Annotated in this window: 18 protein-coding genes; 4 read left to right on the top strand and 14 right to left on the bottom strand. The window is 71.2% G+C overall.

Annotated elements, in window-relative coordinates; all coding sequences use genetic code 11:
* Positions 1–93: 93 nt before the first annotated feature.
* A complete protein-coding gene (locus FAF44_RS17900; protein ID WP_237104319.1) occupies positions 94–1,800 on the top strand; it encodes a serine/threonine-protein kinase in 1,707 nt (568 codons plus the stop codon).
* 7 nt (positions 1,801–1,807) lie between these two features.
* Here the strand turns inward: FAF44_RS17900 and FAF44_RS17895 are convergent, their stop codons facing one another.
* From FAF44_RS17895 to FAF44_RS17870, 6 genes are all read right to left on the bottom strand, one after another.
* Positions 1,808–3,454: an acetolactate synthase gene (locus FAF44_RS17895; protein ID WP_237104318.1), complete on the bottom strand. Its 1,647-nt coding sequence runs from the start codon at positions 3,452–3,454 to the stop codon at positions 1,808–1,810.
* A 40-nt stretch (positions 3,455–3,494) separates the two neighbouring features.
* Positions 3,495–4,271, bottom strand: coding sequence for a hypothetical protein (locus FAF44_RS17890; protein ID WP_237104317.1), 777 nt, complete (start codon positions 4,269–4,271; stop codon positions 3,495–3,497).
* A complete protein-coding gene (locus FAF44_RS17885) occupies positions 4,268–4,924 on the bottom strand; it encodes a response regulator transcription factor (RefSeq protein ID WP_308193337.1) in 657 nt (218 codons plus the stop codon). Before FAF44_RS17885 ends, FAF44_RS17890 begins: the two co-directional genes overlap by 4 nt.
* Positions 4,915–6,075 (bottom strand): sensor histidine kinase, encoded by a 1,161-nt coding sequence (locus tag FAF44_RS17880; protein ID WP_237104316.1) that lies wholly within the window; start codon positions 6,073–6,075, stop codon positions 4,915–4,917. Before FAF44_RS17880 ends, FAF44_RS17885 begins: the two co-directional genes overlap by 10 nt.
* Before the next feature lie 101 nt (positions 6,076–6,176).
* Positions 6,177–6,896 (bottom strand): dethiobiotin synthase, encoded by a 720-nt coding sequence (bioD, locus tag FAF44_RS17875; protein ID WP_237104315.1) that lies wholly within the window; start codon positions 6,894–6,896, stop codon positions 6,177–6,179.
* The gene (locus FAF44_RS17870; RefSeq protein ID WP_237104314.1) at positions 6,893–7,612 is read right to left on the bottom strand and encodes a GntR family transcriptional regulator; all 720 of its coding nucleotides are present in this window, start codon (positions 7,610–7,612) and stop codon (positions 6,893–6,895) included. Before FAF44_RS17870 ends, bioD begins: the two co-directional genes overlap by 4 nt.
* A 460-nt stretch (positions 7,613–8,072) precedes the next feature.
* Here FAF44_RS17870 and FAF44_RS17865 point away from each other — a divergent pair, with 460 nt between their 5' ends.
* Positions 8,073–9,542, top strand: a complete 1,470-nt coding sequence (locus tag FAF44_RS17865; RefSeq protein ID WP_237104313.1) for a PAS domain-containing sensor histidine kinase — start codon at positions 8,073–8,075, stop codon at positions 9,540–9,542.
* A 183-nt stretch (positions 9,543–9,725) separates the two neighbouring features.
* On the opposite strand, the gene FAF44_RS17860 is transcribed toward FAF44_RS17865, so the two are convergent.
* The gene (locus FAF44_RS17860) at positions 9,726–9,980 is read right to left on the bottom strand and encodes a WhiB family transcriptional regulator (RefSeq protein ID WP_237104312.1); all 255 of its coding nucleotides are present in this window, start codon (positions 9,978–9,980) and stop codon (positions 9,726–9,728) included.
* A gap of 269 nt (positions 9,981–10,249) precedes the next feature.
* A complete protein-coding gene (locus tag FAF44_RS17855; RefSeq protein ID WP_237104311.1) occupies positions 10,250–11,215 on the bottom strand; it encodes a diacylglycerol kinase family protein in 966 nt (321 codons plus the stop codon).
* A gap of 89 nt (positions 11,216–11,304) precedes the next feature.
* On the opposite strand from FAF44_RS17855, the gene FAF44_RS17850 reads away from it, so the two are divergent.
* Complete coding sequence (locus FAF44_RS17850; RefSeq protein WP_237104310.1) at positions 11,305–11,688, top strand: hypothetical protein; 384 nt, start codon at positions 11,305–11,307, stop codon at positions 11,686–11,688.
* A gap of 54 nt (positions 11,689–11,742) precedes the next feature.
* Here the strand turns inward: FAF44_RS17850 and FAF44_RS17845 are convergent, their stop codons facing one another.
* The 3 genes from FAF44_RS17845 to sodN all read right to left on the bottom strand — a co-directional run bounded on the left by FAF44_RS17845 (position 11,743) and on the right by sodN (position 13,495).
* Positions 11,743–12,522, bottom strand: a complete 780-nt coding sequence (locus tag FAF44_RS17845) for an RNA polymerase sigma factor SigF (RefSeq protein WP_237104309.1) — start codon at positions 12,520–12,522, stop codon at positions 11,743–11,745.
* A 17-nt stretch (positions 12,523–12,539) separates the two neighbouring features.
* The gene (locus tag FAF44_RS17840; RefSeq protein ID WP_237104308.1) at positions 12,540–12,965 is read right to left on the bottom strand and encodes an anti-sigma factor; all 426 of its coding nucleotides are present in this window, start codon (positions 12,963–12,965) and stop codon (positions 12,540–12,542) included.
* Between the two features lie 128 nt (positions 12,966–13,093).
* Positions 13,094–13,495, bottom strand: a complete 402-nt coding sequence (sodN, locus tag FAF44_RS17835; RefSeq protein WP_221524625.1) for a superoxide dismutase, Ni — start codon at positions 13,493–13,495, stop codon at positions 13,094–13,096.
* 17 nt (positions 13,496–13,512) lie between these two features.
* On the opposite strand from sodN, the gene FAF44_RS17830 reads away from it, so the two are divergent.
* Entirely contained in the window at positions 13,513–13,884 is a 372-nt protein-coding gene (locus tag FAF44_RS17830; protein WP_272894666.1) for a S24 family peptidase, read from the top strand.
* 15 nt (positions 13,885–13,899) lie between these two features.
* Here FAF44_RS17830 and FAF44_RS17825 read toward each other — a convergent pair whose 3' ends face one another.
* The 3 genes from FAF44_RS17825 to FAF44_RS17815 form a co-directional block, all read right to left on the bottom strand.
* The gene (locus tag FAF44_RS17825) at positions 13,900–14,325 is read right to left on the bottom strand and encodes a CGNR zinc finger domain-containing protein (protein ID WP_237104306.1); all 426 of its coding nucleotides are present in this window, start codon (positions 14,323–14,325) and stop codon (positions 13,900–13,902) included.
* A gap of 68 nt (positions 14,326–14,393) precedes the next feature.
* Complete coding sequence (locus FAF44_RS17820) at positions 14,394–15,140, bottom strand: amino acid ABC transporter ATP-binding protein (RefSeq protein ID WP_237104305.1); 747 nt, start codon at positions 15,138–15,140, stop codon at positions 14,394–14,396.
* A complete protein-coding gene (locus FAF44_RS17815; protein WP_237104304.1) occupies positions 15,137–15,964 on the bottom strand; it encodes an amino acid ABC transporter permease in 828 nt (275 codons plus the stop codon). The genes FAF44_RS17820 and FAF44_RS17815 overlap by 4 nt, the downstream gene beginning before the upstream one ends.

Here is a 15,964-nt window from a genome sequence, read left to right as displayed (position 1 = left end):
TGACCACTGTGTTACCTCACCGCGACAAAACTTCGCTTTGTTGGAGATCCGCGGGGTGGGAGAGGTACGGACGTAGGGGGTAGCGGGGGAATCATGGTGGCCCAAGGGACGACGCTGGCGGGGCGGTATCGGCTGGATACCCGCATCGGCGCCGGTGGCATGGGCGAGGTGTGGCGAGGCGAGGACATCGTGCTCGCCCGCACCGTCGCCGTCAAAGTGCTGCTCCCCGGCCGTATGGAGGACCCCGGGTTCGTCGCTCGCTTCCAGGGGGAGGCGCGGGCGATGGCCACGATCAACCACTCCGGCGTGGTCGACGTCTACGACTACGGCGTCAGCGGCGACACCGTCTACCTGGTGATGAAGTTCGTCGACGGCGAACCGCTCGACCGGCTGCTCGGCCGGCTGGGCCGGATCCCGCCGCAGGCGGCCATGGAGCTGATCGCGCAGGCCGCGTCGGCGCTGCAGGCCGTCCACGACCAGGGCATCGTGCACCGCGACGTCAAGCCGGGCAACCTGCTCGTGCAGCGCGACGGCACGCTCGTGCTCACCGACTTCGGCATCGCCCGTTCCGACGTCGCCAACCGGCTCACCGACGCCGGCATGGTGCTCGGCACCGCCGCCTACTGCGCCCCCGAGCAGGCCGAGGGCGCCCCCGTGACGCCCGCCGTGGACATCTACGCGCTCGGCGTGGTCGCGTACGAGTGCCTGGTCGGCCAGCGGCCGTTCGACGGCGAGAGCGCGGTCACGATCGCGCTCAAGCACATCCGCGAGGCTCCGCCGCCCCTGCCCCAGGACATCCCGCCGCCGGTGCGCACGCTGGTGGAGATCGCCCTGTCGAAGGACCCGGCCAGGCGCTACCCGAGCGCCCGCGCGATGAGCGAGGCCGCCAAGGCGATCGCCAGCGGGCAGACGCCGGCCGTCCCCGACCTGGCCACCGGCGCCACCATGCAGCAGTCCCCGCAGCAGCCCGCGGGCCAGCAGTACCCGCAGCAGCCGCCGACAGGTCAGTACTCTCAGCAACCGCCGACCGGCCAGTACCCGCCGCCGGGCCAGCAGTACCCGCAGCAGCCCTACCAGGGGCAGACCGGCCAGCACGCCGCCAACCCGTACGAGACGGGCGCCAGGCTGGCCCACGAGGACACCACGGTGTCCGAGCGCCGCGGGAGCCGGCGCGCGGCCAAGGCGCCGCGCAGGACCGGGCTGATCGCGGGCATCGCCGCGGCGGTCGTGCTCGGCGCGGGCGCCACCGCGGTCGCGCTGACGGGCATGACCACCGGCGACCCCATGCCGACGATCACGCAGACCAACGTCGACAACTCCACGACCACCAAGCCGCCCAGGCCCACCACGGCCACGCAGGAGCCGGAGCCCGACCCCGAGCCCTCGGCGACACGCGAGGCCAGCAGGCCGGCCACCACCCCGCCGCGGGTCATCAGGACGCCCGACGCGACCAAGGAGCCGACGAAGACTCCGTCCGGCACGCCGTCGTCCAGCCCGTCGCCGTCGAAGTCGCCCAGCCCGACCCCGTCGGGCAACAAGGTGCTGATGCCCGACGTGATCGGCAAGCGCTACCTGGAGGCGGTGGGGATGGTCGAGGCCGCGGATCTGCTGTCCACCGCCGACGACCGGACCACCACCACCGACGGCATGCGCTGCGGCCGGATCAAGGCGACCAGCCCGGGGCCCGGCAAGGCGGTCGACAAGGGCACCACGGTCACGCTGGTCGTCATCGACAGCGTCTGCCCCGAGGACGCCTCGCCGACGCCCACACCGACCCCCACCCCCACGCCGAAGCCGTAGCCGTCGCTCAGACCCCCGTCGTGTTGCGGGGGTAGGCGATCTGCGGGTCGGTGGCGATGTTCACCATGTACGGCACGCCGGACTCGAACGCCCTGCGCAGCGCGGGCCCGATCTCCGACGGCTTGGTGACCAGCTCGCCGCCCCCGCCGAGCGCGGTCACGACCTGGTCGTAGCGGCACTGCGGCTGCAGCTCGGCGGCGACGTCGTAGCCGTACAACATCTGCATGGGGTGCTTCTCCAGGCCCCACATGCCGTTGTTGCCGCAGATCATCACGACGGGCAGGTTGTGCCGCACGAGGGTGTCGACGTCCATCAGCGAGAAGCCGGCGGCGCCGTCGCCGAGCAGCAGCACCACCTGCGAGGACGGCCTGGCCAGGCGGGCGGCGGCGGAGTAGCCCAGGCCGGTGCCGAGGCAGCCGTACGGGCCGGGGTCGAGCCAGTTGCCCGGCTGCTTCGGCTCGACGTACTTGCCCGCGTAGGAGACGAAGTCGCCCCCGTCGCCGATCACCACGGCGTCGTCGTCGAGGACCTTGTTCAGCTCGCCGTAGACGCGCATCGGGTGGATCGGGTCGGAGTCGGAGGAGAGCAGTTCGGCGTCGCCGGCGATGGCCGCGCCGGCCGCCTCGGCCAACTTCGCGACCCACGGCGCGTACGCGGACGGCTTGACCCCCGCCTCGCCGCACGCCGTGCCGAGGCTCCAGAACACCACCGACAGGTCGCCCGCGGCGGAGGCGGCCGGCTGCATGTGGGTGGCGAGTTGCGAGGGCGCGTCGCCGATGTGCACCACCTTGGCCAGCGGCGCGCCGTCCTTGCCGCCGAACCAGCCGTAGCCGAGCCGGAAGTCGAGCGGCGTGCCCACCACGATCACCAGGTCGGCCTGGCCGAAGGCGAGGCCGCGGGCCCGGGTGACGAGCAGTTCGTGCCCGGAGGGCAGGATGCCGCGGCCCTGGCCGTTGGGGATGACCGGCAGCCGCCACATCTCGGCGAAGTCGCGGGCGGCCTCCTCGGCGCGGTCCATCCACACGTCGGAGCCGTACACCAGCACGGGACGCTCGGCCTCGGCCAGCAGCCGCGCGATGCCCGCCAGGTCGTCGGGGTCGGGCTCCAGCGGCGACGGCGACTGCGTGCGCACCTCGTGGGTCGGCGACGGGGAGAACAGGTGGTCCATGTAGAAGTCGAGGAAGACCGGGCCGCGGTGGGGCGCGACCGCGGTGCGGAAGGCCGCCTCGACGTCCTGGCCGACGGAGTCGGCGCCGCTCGCGGTGAACGACAGTTTGGTGATCGGTTCGAGCAGCGGCGGGTGGTCCATCTCCTGCAGGGCGCCGCTGCCCCAGCGCGACTGGGGCGCCCGCCCGCCCAGGACGACCACGGGAGAGCCGTTGAAGTGGGCGGTCGCGACGCCGCTGACGCCGTTGGTGATGCCGGGCCCGGCGGTCAGCACGGCCAGGCCCGGTTTCCTGGTCAACCTGGCGGTCGCCTCCGCGGCGAAGACCGCGCTCTGCTCGTGGCGGACGTCGAGGATGCGCATCCCCTCGTGCACCGCACCGTCGTAGAGGGGGAAGACGTGCCCTCCCGACAGGGTGAACATGGTCTCGACGCCATAGGCCTTGGACACGGCGACGGCGGCGTCACCGGCGTGCTTCGCAGACTCCATGCCGGGAACTTACCAACCAGTCACACACGTAAACAGACCTTCATCGGCAGCACAGGGTCACGATGCCGTCGGGGGCGCTCGCGGTGATCCTTCTTGACGCGCCGGGGCTCTGCCTGAGGTCGATGCTGGTGTTCGCGCCCTCGGCCGTCACGTCGTACGGGCTCGGCGGCACCGCCACCATCACGTCGCCCTTCGTCCGCACCACCGCCCTGACGTCGGACGGCTTCTTGTGGAAGGTCAGCCGCACGTCCCCGGAACCGACCTCCACGTCGGCCCGCTCGCCGCCCAGGTCGTCGCCGTCGAAGCTGCCGGTGCCGATCCTGGCGTACAGGTCGCCGGCGACGGCCCGGACGCGGACGTTGCCGGACACGGAGGTCAGCCGCAGGTCGCCGAACAACTCCTCCACGAAGAGCGGGCCGCCGGACGTGCCGGCCTCCACCGCGGTCTCCGGCGGCACGGCCACGATGTAGTCGGCCTCGCAGACCGGCCCGGTCGGCTGGTCGGAGCCCGGGCACGTCGCGTCGAGACGCAGCGTGGCGGAGGCGGCGCCCCAGTCCTCGGTGACCGTGGGCCGGTGGCGCGACCAGCGCAGCACCCTCTGGACGTGCACCTTGCCCGCCGGCCCGGACACGATCCACAGGCTCACATGGCCCCGGCCCACCGCGATCCGCACCTTCTGTCCCTCGAACGGGATGGACCGCATGGTGTGCTCCGTCGGAGTGCTGGCCCTGGCGAAGCTGTGCCACAGCCCCAGCGTGGACAGCGTCAGCGCGACGACGGTCACCACGGACCCGGCCAGCAGCCACAGGCCCCTCACGGGAGGCTCCTGATCTTCAGGAACTGCAGCACGGCCAGCACCCGCCGGTGGTCGCCCTCGGCGGGCGGCAGGTCGAGCTTGGCGAAGATGTTGCCGATGTGCTTGCCCACGGCGCCCTCGCTGAGCACCAGGGCCTGCCCGATGCCGGCGTTCGAGCGGCCCTCGGCCATCAGGTTGAGCACCTCGTGCTCCCGGGGCGTGAGCCGTTCCAGCGGGTCGCTGTTGCCGCGCAGCAGGAGCTGGGCGACGACCTCCGGGTCGAGCGCCGTGCCGCCGGCGGCCACCCGGCGCAGCGCGTCGATGAAGTCGGTGACGTCCGCCACCCGGTCCTTGAGCAGGTAGCCGACGCCGCCGGCCGCGGCGGAGGCCAGGAGCTGGGCGGCGTAGCGCTCCTCGACGTACTGCGAGAGCACCAGCACGGCCAGGCCCGGCTGCTGGCGGCGCAGCACGAGCGCGGCCCGCAGCCCCTCGTCGGTGTGCGTGGGCGGCATCCTGACGTCCGTGACGACCAGTTCGGGCCGGTGCTTCTCGGCCGCCCGCAGCAGCCCCTCAGCCTCGTCCACGGCCGCCACCACCTGCATGCCCGCGGCGGCCAGGATCCTGATCAGACCCTCCCGCAGCAGTACGGAATCCTCGGCGAGCACTACTCGCACGGCAGTTCCACCTCGATCGTCGTGGGCCCGCCCAGCGGGCTGGACAGCCGCAGCCGCCCGTCCACGGAGTCGATCCGCTGGGCCAGGCCGCGCAGCCCGGTCCCGCCGTCCAGCCGGGCCCCGCCGCACCCGTCGTCGTGGACGAGCACGTGCAGCCGGTCGCGCTCGCGCCGCACGCTCACCTCGGCCTTGGTGGCCGCCGCGTGCTTGGCGATGTTGGTCAGTGCTTCGGACACGATGAAGAACGCCACCGCCTCGATGGTCGGAGTGGTACGCCGCTCGATGTCGACGCGGAGTTTCACGGGGAAGGGGGCCCTGGCCGTCACACCCGACAGCGCCGCGTCCAGCCCCTGGTCGTTGAGCACGGCGGGATGCAGGCCGCGGACGAAGTCACGCAGTTCCTTGAGCGCCTGCTTGGCCTCCTCGTGCGCCTGCTCGATGGCCTCGCGGGCGGGCGCGGGCAGGTCGGTCAGGGTGGCCCTGGCCAGGCCCAGGTTCATGGCCAGGGAGACCAGCCGCTGCTGGGCCCCGTCGTGCAGGTCGCGCTCGATCCGGCGGCGCTCGGCGTCGGCGGCGTCGATCACGCCGGCGCGGCTCTCGGTCAGCGTCTCGATGCGCTGCCCCAGCTCCGTACGGCTGGGCCCGAGCAGCGTACGGGCGACCGACAGGTCCAGCGCCGCCATGCCGCGGGCCAGGAGCGGCGCGAGCAGCAGCAGCGCCAGCCCGATCAGCATGAAGAGCACCTGGATCCGGTTGTCCCTGAGGTCGAACGCGAACTCGAGCGGCGGCTCCTGCAGTTTCGGCGGCAGGAACGCCAGCAGCCCCACCACCGCCCCGCCCCACGCGAGGGCCACCAGGAGTGCCCCGGCCAGGCCCACCAGCGGCGACAGCAGGTGGTAGCCGATCGGCCGCCAGGTCTGCGAGTCACGCCAGCCGCCCGTGGCGGGCGCGGGCGGGATGCGGACGCCGAGGAAGGCGTGCAACCGCGAGCGCTGCACCCTGGTGAACCACGGCACGGCCCGCAGCAGCAGCGGCGGCCACGCGGCGAGCAGCAGCGTCAGCCCGCCGAGCAGCACGGCGACCGGAAGACCGATCATCACGTGGGCCGTGTCGAGCCACGCCCGCGCCGACCACGGACGGGGGACTTTCATCCCTCAACGGTATGTAGTGGTGGCTGAGCCGCGAAATGGGCCTGGTGTGCCGGTGGATGGTGGGGCTAACCCCACCTTTCATGACCGACCGGGGCCAGTACTCAGACGTCGTGCCGGTGCCGGAAGGCGGTGGGGTCGAAGCAGCCGCCCAGCGCGGCGGCCAGCCCCTCGCGGGCCGCCGCGGCGAACTCGGGCCGGCTGCGCAGGCCGCCCATCCCCTCGGGCAGCGCCCCCGCCAGCGGCCGGGCCGCGAGCATCTCCAGGTCGGCCACGCTGCCGCGCTCGGCCGGCCCCGGCGCGGCCGGCCAGCGCCCGATGACGACGCCGGCCAGGTCGAGCCCATGGTTACCCAGCGACTCCAGGGTGAGCGCGGTGTGGTTGACGGTGTCGCCGCCGGCCCGCACCACGACGAGGACCTGCGCGCGCAGGGCGTGGGCGAGGTCGGCGACGGTGGCGCCGTCCTCGTCGTAGCGGTCGAGCAGCCCGCCGGTCCCCTCCACGACCACCAGCCGGTTGCTCCCGGCCAGCTCCCGCACCAGCTCGGTGGCCCCGGACAGCGACACGGGCGGCGTCCCCGAGGCGCGGGCCGCGGCGGCGGGCGGCAGCGCGCAGGGGAAGCGGCCCAGCTCGAACGTGGTGGTGACGCCGGACAGCCGGATGACCTCGTCCACGTCGCCGGGCTCGCCGGCCGCCAGCCCGGTCTGGGCGGGCTTGACCACCGCGGCGGTGGCGCCGCGGCCCAGCGCGAGCGCGGTCAGCGCCGCCGTCACGACCGTCTTGCCCACCCCCGAGCCGGTGCCCGTGACGACGAGGACGCTCATGGGCGGCGCAGGCGGGTGACGAACTTGTAGCGGTCACCGCGGTAGAGCGACTGGGCCCACTCGACGGGGTTGCCGTCGGCGTCGAAGGCGTGCCGGGTGAGCAGCAACATCGGCAGGCCGACGTCCACCCCCAGGGCCTTGGCGTCGTACGGGGTGGCGAGGACGGTCTCGATGATCTCCTCGGCGTCGGTCAGCCGGACGTTGTAGGCGTTGTGCAGCGTCTCGTACAGGGACGCGTGCACCTCCAGCTCGCGCCGCAGCCGCGGGAACCGGCGCGCGGACAGGTGGGTGGTGTCGATCGAGACCGGCTCGCCGTTGGCCAGCCTGAGCCGGTGGATGCGCAGCACGCGCCCGCCGGGGTTGATGGCCAGCCGGCGCGCCAGCGCCTCGTCGGCGGTGAGGTAGCCGATCTCCAGTATCTTGGTGTCCGGTTCCAGCCCGGCCGTGCGCAGATCCCCGATGTACGAGGTGAGCTGCAGCACCTGCGCCACCTTCGGCTGCGCCACGAACGTGCCCTTGCCCTGGATGCGCAGCAGCCGCCCCTCGACCACGAGCTCGGTCAGCGCCTGCCTGACCGTGGTGCGCGAGGTCTCGTACCGGACGGCCAGCGTGCGTTCAGGTGGCAGGGCGGTTCCGGGTGACAGGGTCTTGGTGAGCTCGAGCAGGGCCCGTTTCACGTCGTAGTACTTCGGAACCCGGGGGCTGTCGTCTGTCACGCTCTCACCTTCACTTCTGCCACGGCGGTGAGGGCGTGTCTGATCACCGCGAGATCATCGGAACTCACTTCGGCCCGAGCGGTCAACCGCGGGCGAGGGCGGCCGGCCGGCACCGGGCGCGTACGGGTGTGGGTACGCGCGGGTCCGGGCAGCTCAGGTTGATTGTGAAGGATATCCACAGCAGCGCGCGCGATCGCAACCGAGGCCGGTTCGCGCGCCGTGTCGCGGGAGGGCCACCTGCCCGTGTGGATCACCTCCGGCCCGCGCGGTCGCGCCGCGTCCTGGAACGCGACAGCTCCGGCAATGTGACGGTTCTCACATTATGAGATTGACCTTGGTCCGAATGGTGTTATGCCCCTGCGGGGGCGAAGTCAGCCTGCGCGTCCCGTATCGGGTCGAGCCTGCCCGCTCTCCGGGAGTCGGTTTGGTTGTTGCGGGGGAAAGCACGCATGATGCACTCGTGCCGACTCTCAGCGACCTCGTAGCCCGTCACACAGCCCTCGACGAGGCGGATCTCGACTGGCTGCACTCGCTGGTCTCCGACTGGCAGCTCCTGGCCGACCTGTCCTTCGCCGATCTCATCCTGTGGGCGCCGCTGCTGGGGGAGAGCGGCTGGATCGCGATCGCCCAGATGCGCCCGACCACCGGCCCGACCGTCTACCACGACGACATCGTCGGCAGCGTGGCCGCCAAGGGCGAGCGCGGCCTCATCGACACGGCCTGGAACGAGCGCCGCATCTGCCGTGAAGGCGACCCCGACTGGTCCACCGGCGTGCCCGTGCGCGAGGAGACGATCCCGGTGCGCCGGGCGGTCGAGGGCGGCGAGGGCCGCTTCCTTGGGGTCATCCAGCGCTCCACCAACCTCTCCTCGGCCCGTACGCCGTCCCGCCTGGAGCTGACCTACCTCCAGAGCGCCTCCGACCTGGCGCAGATGGTCGCGGAGGGGCGCTTCCCGTTCTCCGGCGAGGAGCCGATCCTGGTGCGCTCGCCGCGCGTCGGCGACGGCCTGCTCCGGCTCGATCGCGCCGGGCGCGTCACGTACGCCTCCCCGAACGCGCTGTCGGCCTACCGCCGGCTCGGCCTGCACGCCGACCTCGTCGGGGCCGAGTTGGGCCGGGTCACCGCCACCCTGTGCTACTCCGACGAGCCGATCAACGAAGACCTCATGATCGTGGCCAGCGGACGCGCGGCCAAGGAGACCGAGGTCGAGTCGGGCGGCACGATCGTGCAGCTCAGAGCCATCCCGCTGATCGTCGGCGGCGGGCGCATCGGCGCGCTGGTGCTCATCAGGGACGTCACCGAGCTGCGACGGCGCGAGCGCGAGCTGATGACCAAGGACGCCACCATCCGCGAGATCCATCACCGGGTCAAGAACAACCTGCAGACCGTGGCGGCCCTGCTGCGGCTGCAGGCCAGGCGGTTGCAGGTGCCCGAGGGCCGGGAGGCGCTGGAGGAGGCCGTGCGCCGGGTGGGGTCGATCGCGATCGTCCACGAGACGTTGTCCCACGCCCCAGAGGAGTTCGTGGACTTCGACGAGATCGCCGACCGGGTGATCGCGATGGCGGGCGAGGTGTCCTCACCCGAGGTGGCGGTCACGCCGCGGCGGGTGGGGGAGTTCGGGGTGCTGCCCTCGCTCATCGCCACACCGCTGGCCATGGCGATGACCGAGCTGTTGCAGAACGCGTTGCAGCACGGGCGGCCCAAGCGGCTGGAGGTGGTGGTCGAGCCCGTGCAGGAGCGGCTGAACGTCACCGTCTGGGACGACGGCCTGGGCCTGCCGGCCGGCTTCGACCTCGACAGCTCCACCAGCCTGGGGCTGCAGATCGTGCGGACGCTGGTCGAGGGGGAACTGTCCGGGCGGCTCACCATTGAGCCGCGCCTGGAGGGCGGCACGGAGGTCGTCCTGTCGATCCCGCTCCCGTCCGGCTGAACGACGGCGCCGCCGCGGTGGCGGGCTCGCGGGCGTCCGGTCCGGGTCCGGGGGAGGTGGTCAGGCGTGCTTGGGCACGCGGACCGGGGTCAGGGGCGCTCGATCGCGCGCTGGGGTGCGGGCGCGCCGATCAGGCGTGCCGGGTCAGGCGTGCTGAATCGGTTGGTGTGCCGGTCGGACCGGTCAGGCGGTGGCGGGGGCGCGGGTCCGGGCGGCGCGGCGCTTGACCGCGCGGCGCTCGTCCTCGCTCATGCCGCCCCAGACGCCGGCGTCCTGGCCGGACTCCAGGGCCCACTTCAGGCAGGACTCGACGGCCGAGCAGGAACGACAGACCTGCTTGGCCTCCTCGATCTGCATGAGGGCGGGGCCGGTGTTGCCGATCGGGAAGAACAGCTCGGGGTCCACGTCACGGCAGGCAGCTCGGTGGCGCCAGTCCATGCGTCCACTCCTTAGTAGATGGAGCCTCTGGTCGGCTCCGTGCGGCTACTTTGTGAAGAGTTTCACTAACTCACGCGAACAATTACCCGGACCCTGTAGAGGGCCGGGGTGCCCGCTGATGACCGGACGTGGACCCTGGGGTTGTCAAAGGTCCTACGTTCGGACATCCATGAGCCTTTCAGCCACGGAGAGTGCACGCAAGGGGGTTGGTGGGAAGTTTTGGTGGTAATGGCTGTCGGATGCGTCACACAATGACCGAATGTAACCAGCTAGACCAGAACTTGTAACGCGTTCGGTGTAGACCGGAATGTTACGGTTTCACGTTCGCCCAGGTAGTCGCCGTCCAGTTGAAAGGCCACGGGCCGGGCCGCGGTGAGCGTGACCTCGGCCTCGTCATGCAACTGGACCAGGTGCCGGCCGGACGGAAGGGCCTCACTCTCCGTGAGAATGTGCCTGATCACCCGCGCGAGCGTCATCGGCCCCATCCGGCCCATCCCCAGGACGTCGAGCCCGGTCTCGAAACTGGCCCACGGGGTCGGCCGGACCGGTTTGCTGCCCACGTACGTCCACGGTGAGGTGTTGGAGACGATCGCCATGAACACCCCCTCGGCGGGCGGCAGCCCCGGGCCGGTCACGGTCATCGCGGGATGCCGCTTGTCCGTGGCCAGATAGTGCCTCAGGGCCGTGTTCACATACCTGGTCGGGGTAGCTTTACGGCCGGTGCCCCTGAGGCCCTCCACGGCCCGTACAACCTCTGCGTCGTATCCCATTCCCGAGCAGAAGGTGAAATAGCGGCTCTGACCCTCCCAAAGGGCCTCACCCAGGCCGACGACCCTGCGCCGGTTCTCCCTGAGCGCCTCCAGCACCTGCCCCGTGGACTCGACCGGGTCGTTGGGCAGGCCCAGCGCGCGGGCGAAGACGTTCGCGCTGCCGCCGGGGATGACGATCAGCCCGGGGCGTCCGGCGCTGGGGTCGTCGCCGAGCGGTTCCTCGCCGCCGTTGACCGGGTTCAGCAGGCCGTTGACGGTCTCGTTGATCGTGCCGTCGCCGCCCAGCACCGCCACGACGTCGTAGCCCTTGGCCCGCGCGGTGGCCGCCAGCGCCGCGGCGTGCCCGCGGTAGCGGGTCTCCTCCACGGCGAGGTCGACCGCCGCGCCCAGCGCGCGGATGAGGACGTCGCGCGTACGGGCGTTCGTGGTCGTTGCCTTGGGGTTGACCAGCAGCATTGCGCGCATATCGCCAGCGTAGCCGGTGGCCTTGTCCGACTTATCGGCCGAACGTCCTATTTCCCGCCCCGTCCGGCCCGAGAGGTAGGGTACGGATCGTGAACGGTCGCCCGCTTACCCTGCTCACCGCTGCCGCGGTCGTCGCCCTCGAAGGGCTGATCGCGCTCGGGCTCGGTGTCTTCGTCATCGTGCAGACCCTGATCGGGGCGCCGGCCGACATCACCGCCGCGCTCGCCGAGGCGGCGTTCGGGCTGCTCATCGGGGCTGGCCTGCTCTGGGTGGCGTGGGGCGGGCTGTACATGAGGGAGCGGTGGGGGCGCTCGCCCGCCGTGCTGGCCCAGATCTTCATGCTGCCCGTCGGCGGCACGCTCGTCACGTCCGGCCAGCCGCAGCTCGGCATCCCGCTGATCGCCGTGGCCCTGGCGGGGCTGGTCACGCTGCTGTCACCCCCCACCACCCAGGCGCTCTACGGCGACGGCTGATACGCCTCGGTCCTCCGGGTGGCCGCGAACCGGCCACCGCGGAACGGGGCGTCGTCAGTCGTCCGCGGTCAGGCCCTCGCGGAGCTGCGCCAGCGTGCGGGCGAGCAGACGCGAGACGTGCATCTGCGAGATCCCCAGCTCGGTCGCGATCTGCGACTGCGTCATGTTGCCGAAGAAACGCAGCAGCAGGATGCGCTTCTCGCGCGGCGGCAGCCGTTCGAGCAGCGGTTTGAGCGACTCGCGGTACTCGACGCCCTCCAGCGACTCGTCGACGATGCCGAGCGAGTCGGACACCGCGGGGGCGTCGTCGTCGCCGGAGTCGGGCGCGTCGAGCGACACGGTGGAGTAGGCGTTGGCCGACTCGAGCCCCTCGAGCACCTCCTCCTCGGTCATCTTGAGGTAGGCGGCCAGCTCCGCCACGGTCGGCGCGCGGCCCTCACGCTGGGACAGGTCGCTGATCGCCTTGGTCAGCGAGAGCTTCAGCTCCTGCAACCGGCGCGGGACGCGGACCGCCCAGCCCTTGTCGCGGAAGTGCCGCTTGATCTCGCCGACGATGGTGGGCGTGGCATAGGTGGAGAACTCGACGCCCCGGTTGAGGTCGAACCGGTCGATGGACTTGATCAGACCGATGGTGGCTACCTGGGTGAGGTCGTCGAGCCACTCGCCCCTGTTGCGGAAGCGGCGAGCCAGATATTCGACCAGAGGAAGGTGAAGCTCGACCAGCTCATCCCTGATGCGCTGGCGGCGCGGCTCCTCGGGGCCCAGCTCGGCCAGCTCGGCGAAGAGCATGCGGGCGCGCACCCTGTCGGGCACGGCGTGTTCGCTGGTGGCCATGGCTCCAGTCCTTTCCGTCACGCCGGCCTCGCCGCGCCTCGGCGCTTACGCAGGACGATCGCCATGCGATCACGGGAGTCTGTCACCGCGTCGACGTCGTCGGCCAGGGCGGTCAGCACCATCCAGGCGAAGTCGTCGCGCTTGGGCGCCGAACTTCCGACGGTCGCCACCTCGACCCTGACCTGCATCTCCTGCCCGGTGAGCTCGAACTCCGCGGTCAGGTCGGTGCCGGGCACGGCCTCGCTCAGGAGCATGGCGCACGCCTCGTCGACCGCGATCCGCAGATCTTCGATCTCGTCCAGGGTGAAGTCAAGCCGGGCCGCCAGGCCGGCGGTAGCCGTACGCAGCACAGACAGGTAAGCGCTCGCGGCGGGGAGCCTGATGCTCACCACGTCGCGGATGCCGGCCACGCCGTCCGCGCGCGTCTCGGTTTCCTCGGTCACGTTCCTCCTCGCGAATCCGACGCTGACTGCAACTTACCGCCCCTGAGAGGTGCTTGGACGATTCAGACTCGCCATCAACGGAAAAGGCTCTGCGCGGTCTGGGACCGCACAGAGCCTTATGTGCCGTTTTAGGCGGCCTTGGTCTCCCAGAAGATCTTGGAGATTTCGTCGATCTTGCCCAGCAGGTCCTCAGCCTTGGCAACATCCACGGTGCCCTTGGCGCCCGCGGCGCCCGCAAGCTTGGTGGCGTCCCAGAAAAGCTGGTGGAGCTGAGGGTACTGCTCAAGGTGCGGCGGCTTGAAGTAGTCGGTCCAGAGCACCCAGAGGTGGTGCTTGACCAGCTCGGCCCGCTCCTCCTTGATCTTGATCGCGCGGGCGCGGAAGACGGCGTCCTCGTTGGCCGCGTACTTCTCCATGATCGCCTTGACCGACTCGGCCTCGATGCGGGCCTGAGCGGGGTCATAGACGCCACAGGGCAGGTCGCAGTGTGCGGAAGCGACATGCTTGGGTCGTAGGAGTCGTGCGAGCATCAGAAAATCCTTCCTGGATGCTGAATCAGCTTGGTCCACAACCGACCTTACTCGGGTCCCAACGCCTGCGGAGTAGGGGGTCATCGACGATGAGAGTGCGTGTCGAAGGGGATTCGATGCGGCCGGCGCTGGTGCCGGGAGACTGGCTTCTCGTCCGCCGCGGAGCCGTCGTGCACCCGGGAGACCTCGTGGTGGCCAGGCTGCCGGGCGACCCCGACCGGCTCATCGTCAAGCGGGCGCAGTGGCACGGGGCCGACGGCTGGTGGCTGGAGAGCGACAACCAGCGGGCCAGCGGGCGGCGCGATAGCTGGGACTTCGGGCCGGTGCGGGACATCGTCGGGCGGGTGGTGCTGCGGTACTGGCCGCTCGTGCGCCGGGCCGGCCGCTGACCTCGCGCCCCCGGGTCAGGAGTCGTTCCGCCGGCGGGCGCGGAAGGCGGCCACGTTGGCGCGGCTGGCGCAACGGGCCGAGCAGTAGCGGCGCGAGCGGTTGGAGGAGGTGTCGAGGAAGGCCAGCGCGCAGCGCGGGTCCTGGCACCGTCCGAGGCGGTCCACGCCCAGTTCGGCGACGACCGCGGCCAGGCCCATGACGGCGGTCGCGGCGGGGTCCTCGGCCAGGTGGAGGTGCCAGGGGCGGCCCTCGTGGTCGGAGAGCTGGGGGCGTACCGGATAGCGCACCAGGAGGGCGTTCAGCAGGGCGACGACGGCGTGCTCGTCGCCGGCCGCGTCGAACACGGCGGCCAGCTCGTCGCGCAGACGCCGCAACTCGGGCGGCGGGCCGGGATCGTTGGCCAGCCGGACCGCCCACTCGGCGTAAGAGGTCAGGTCCATCCCGGTCCATTACAGCAGAAGGCGGGGCGGCCGGGTCGAGCCGAGCTCCGGCGCGCCCCGCTTCGGGGTCACCCCTCGGGGTGCAGCACGCGGTGCAGGAACGTGCGGGTGCGCTCCTGCTGCGGGTCGCCGATGACCTGCGCGGGGACGCCGTCCTCGACGACCACGCCGCCGTCCATGAACACCACCCGGTCGGCCACCTCCCGGGCGAAGCCCATCTCGTGGGTGACCACGAGCATGGTCATGCCCTCCTCGGCCAGCTTGCGCATGACCGAGAGCACGTCGCCGACCAGCTCGGGGTCGAGGGCCGAGGTGGGCTCGTCGAAGAGCATCAGGCTGGGGCTCATCGCCAGGGCCCTGGCGATCGCGACCCGCTGCTGCTGGCCGCCCGAGAGCTGGCCGGGCAGGGCATCGCACTTGGCGCCGACGCCGACCTTCTCCAGGTTGTCCCTGGCGACGACCTCGGCCTCCTTCCTGCTCCGCTTCAGCACCCGCTGCTGGGCGATCATGACGTTCTGCAGCGCGGTCATGTGGGGGAACAGGTTGAACTGCTGGAAGACCATGCCGATGCGGCGGCGTACGGCGTCGATGTCCACGTCGGGGTCGGTGACCTCGACACCCTCCACGAACACCTTGCCGACCGTCGGGGTCTCCAGCAGGTTCACGCAGCGCAGCAGCGTGGACTTGCCCGAGCCCGACGGGCCGATGACGCAGACCACCTGGCCCGGTTCGACGGTCATGTCGATGCCCTTGAGCACCTGGTTCCCGCCGAAGTACTTGTGCAGGTCGCGCAGTTCGATGGCGTGGGCCGTCATCGCTTACCCCCCTTACGTCCCTCCAGCCGGGACGCGAGGTACCCCAGCGGGATGGTGACGATCAGGTACGTCACCCCGGCGACCATGATGGGCGTGGCGTTGGCGTACTGGGAGGCCAGGTCGTTGCCGAACTTGGCCAGCTCGACGTACTCGCTGGACACGCCGAGGAACAGCACCAGGGACGAGTCCTTCAGCAGGGCCACGAACTGGTTCGTGGTCGGCGGGATGACCATCCTGATGGCCTGCGGGATCACCACGGTGATCTGGGCCCGGGTGGCCGACATGCCGAGCGACCTGGCCGCCTCGGTCTGCCCCCTGGGCACGGCCTGCAGGCCCGCCCTGAAGACCTCCGCCTGATAGGCCGCGCCGACCAGGCCGAGCCCGAGGATGCCCTGCCCGTACGTGCCGCCGGGCACCTGGAACCCCGGCAGCGCCAGCGGCAGGAACGTGATCATCAGGAAGATCAGCAGTGCGGGCAACCCGCGGAAGATCTCGATGTAGATGATCGCGATCCACCGGTACGGCTTGATCTGCGAGAGCCGCATCAGCGCCAGCAACAGGCCGAACACGAACGACAGGATGAACCCGCCGACCGTGTAGACGATCGTGTTGCGCAGCGCGACGGTGAACAGGTCGGGCAGCGCCTGCTCCGCCACGTCGAGCTTGGCGAAGTTCTGGGCGAGGCTCTGCCAGTCCGCGTACCGGACGACGGCGACGAGCGCGGCGGCCAGTACGACGTACTGAACCGTCCGGCTGATCCGCTGTCTCTTCCGAGGGCTGAGCCTGACGCGACCAGGCTCAACCGTCTTCGGCTGGTCGGCCAT

Source organism: Nonomuraea sp. MG754425 (assembly GCF_021699195.1).
Lineage (GTDB): Bacteria > Actinomycetota > Actinomycetes > Streptosporangiales > Streptosporangiaceae > Nonomuraea.
The sequence above is the reverse complement of the archived record's forward strand: the minus strand, read 5'-3'. Positions and strand labels throughout refer to the sequence as shown.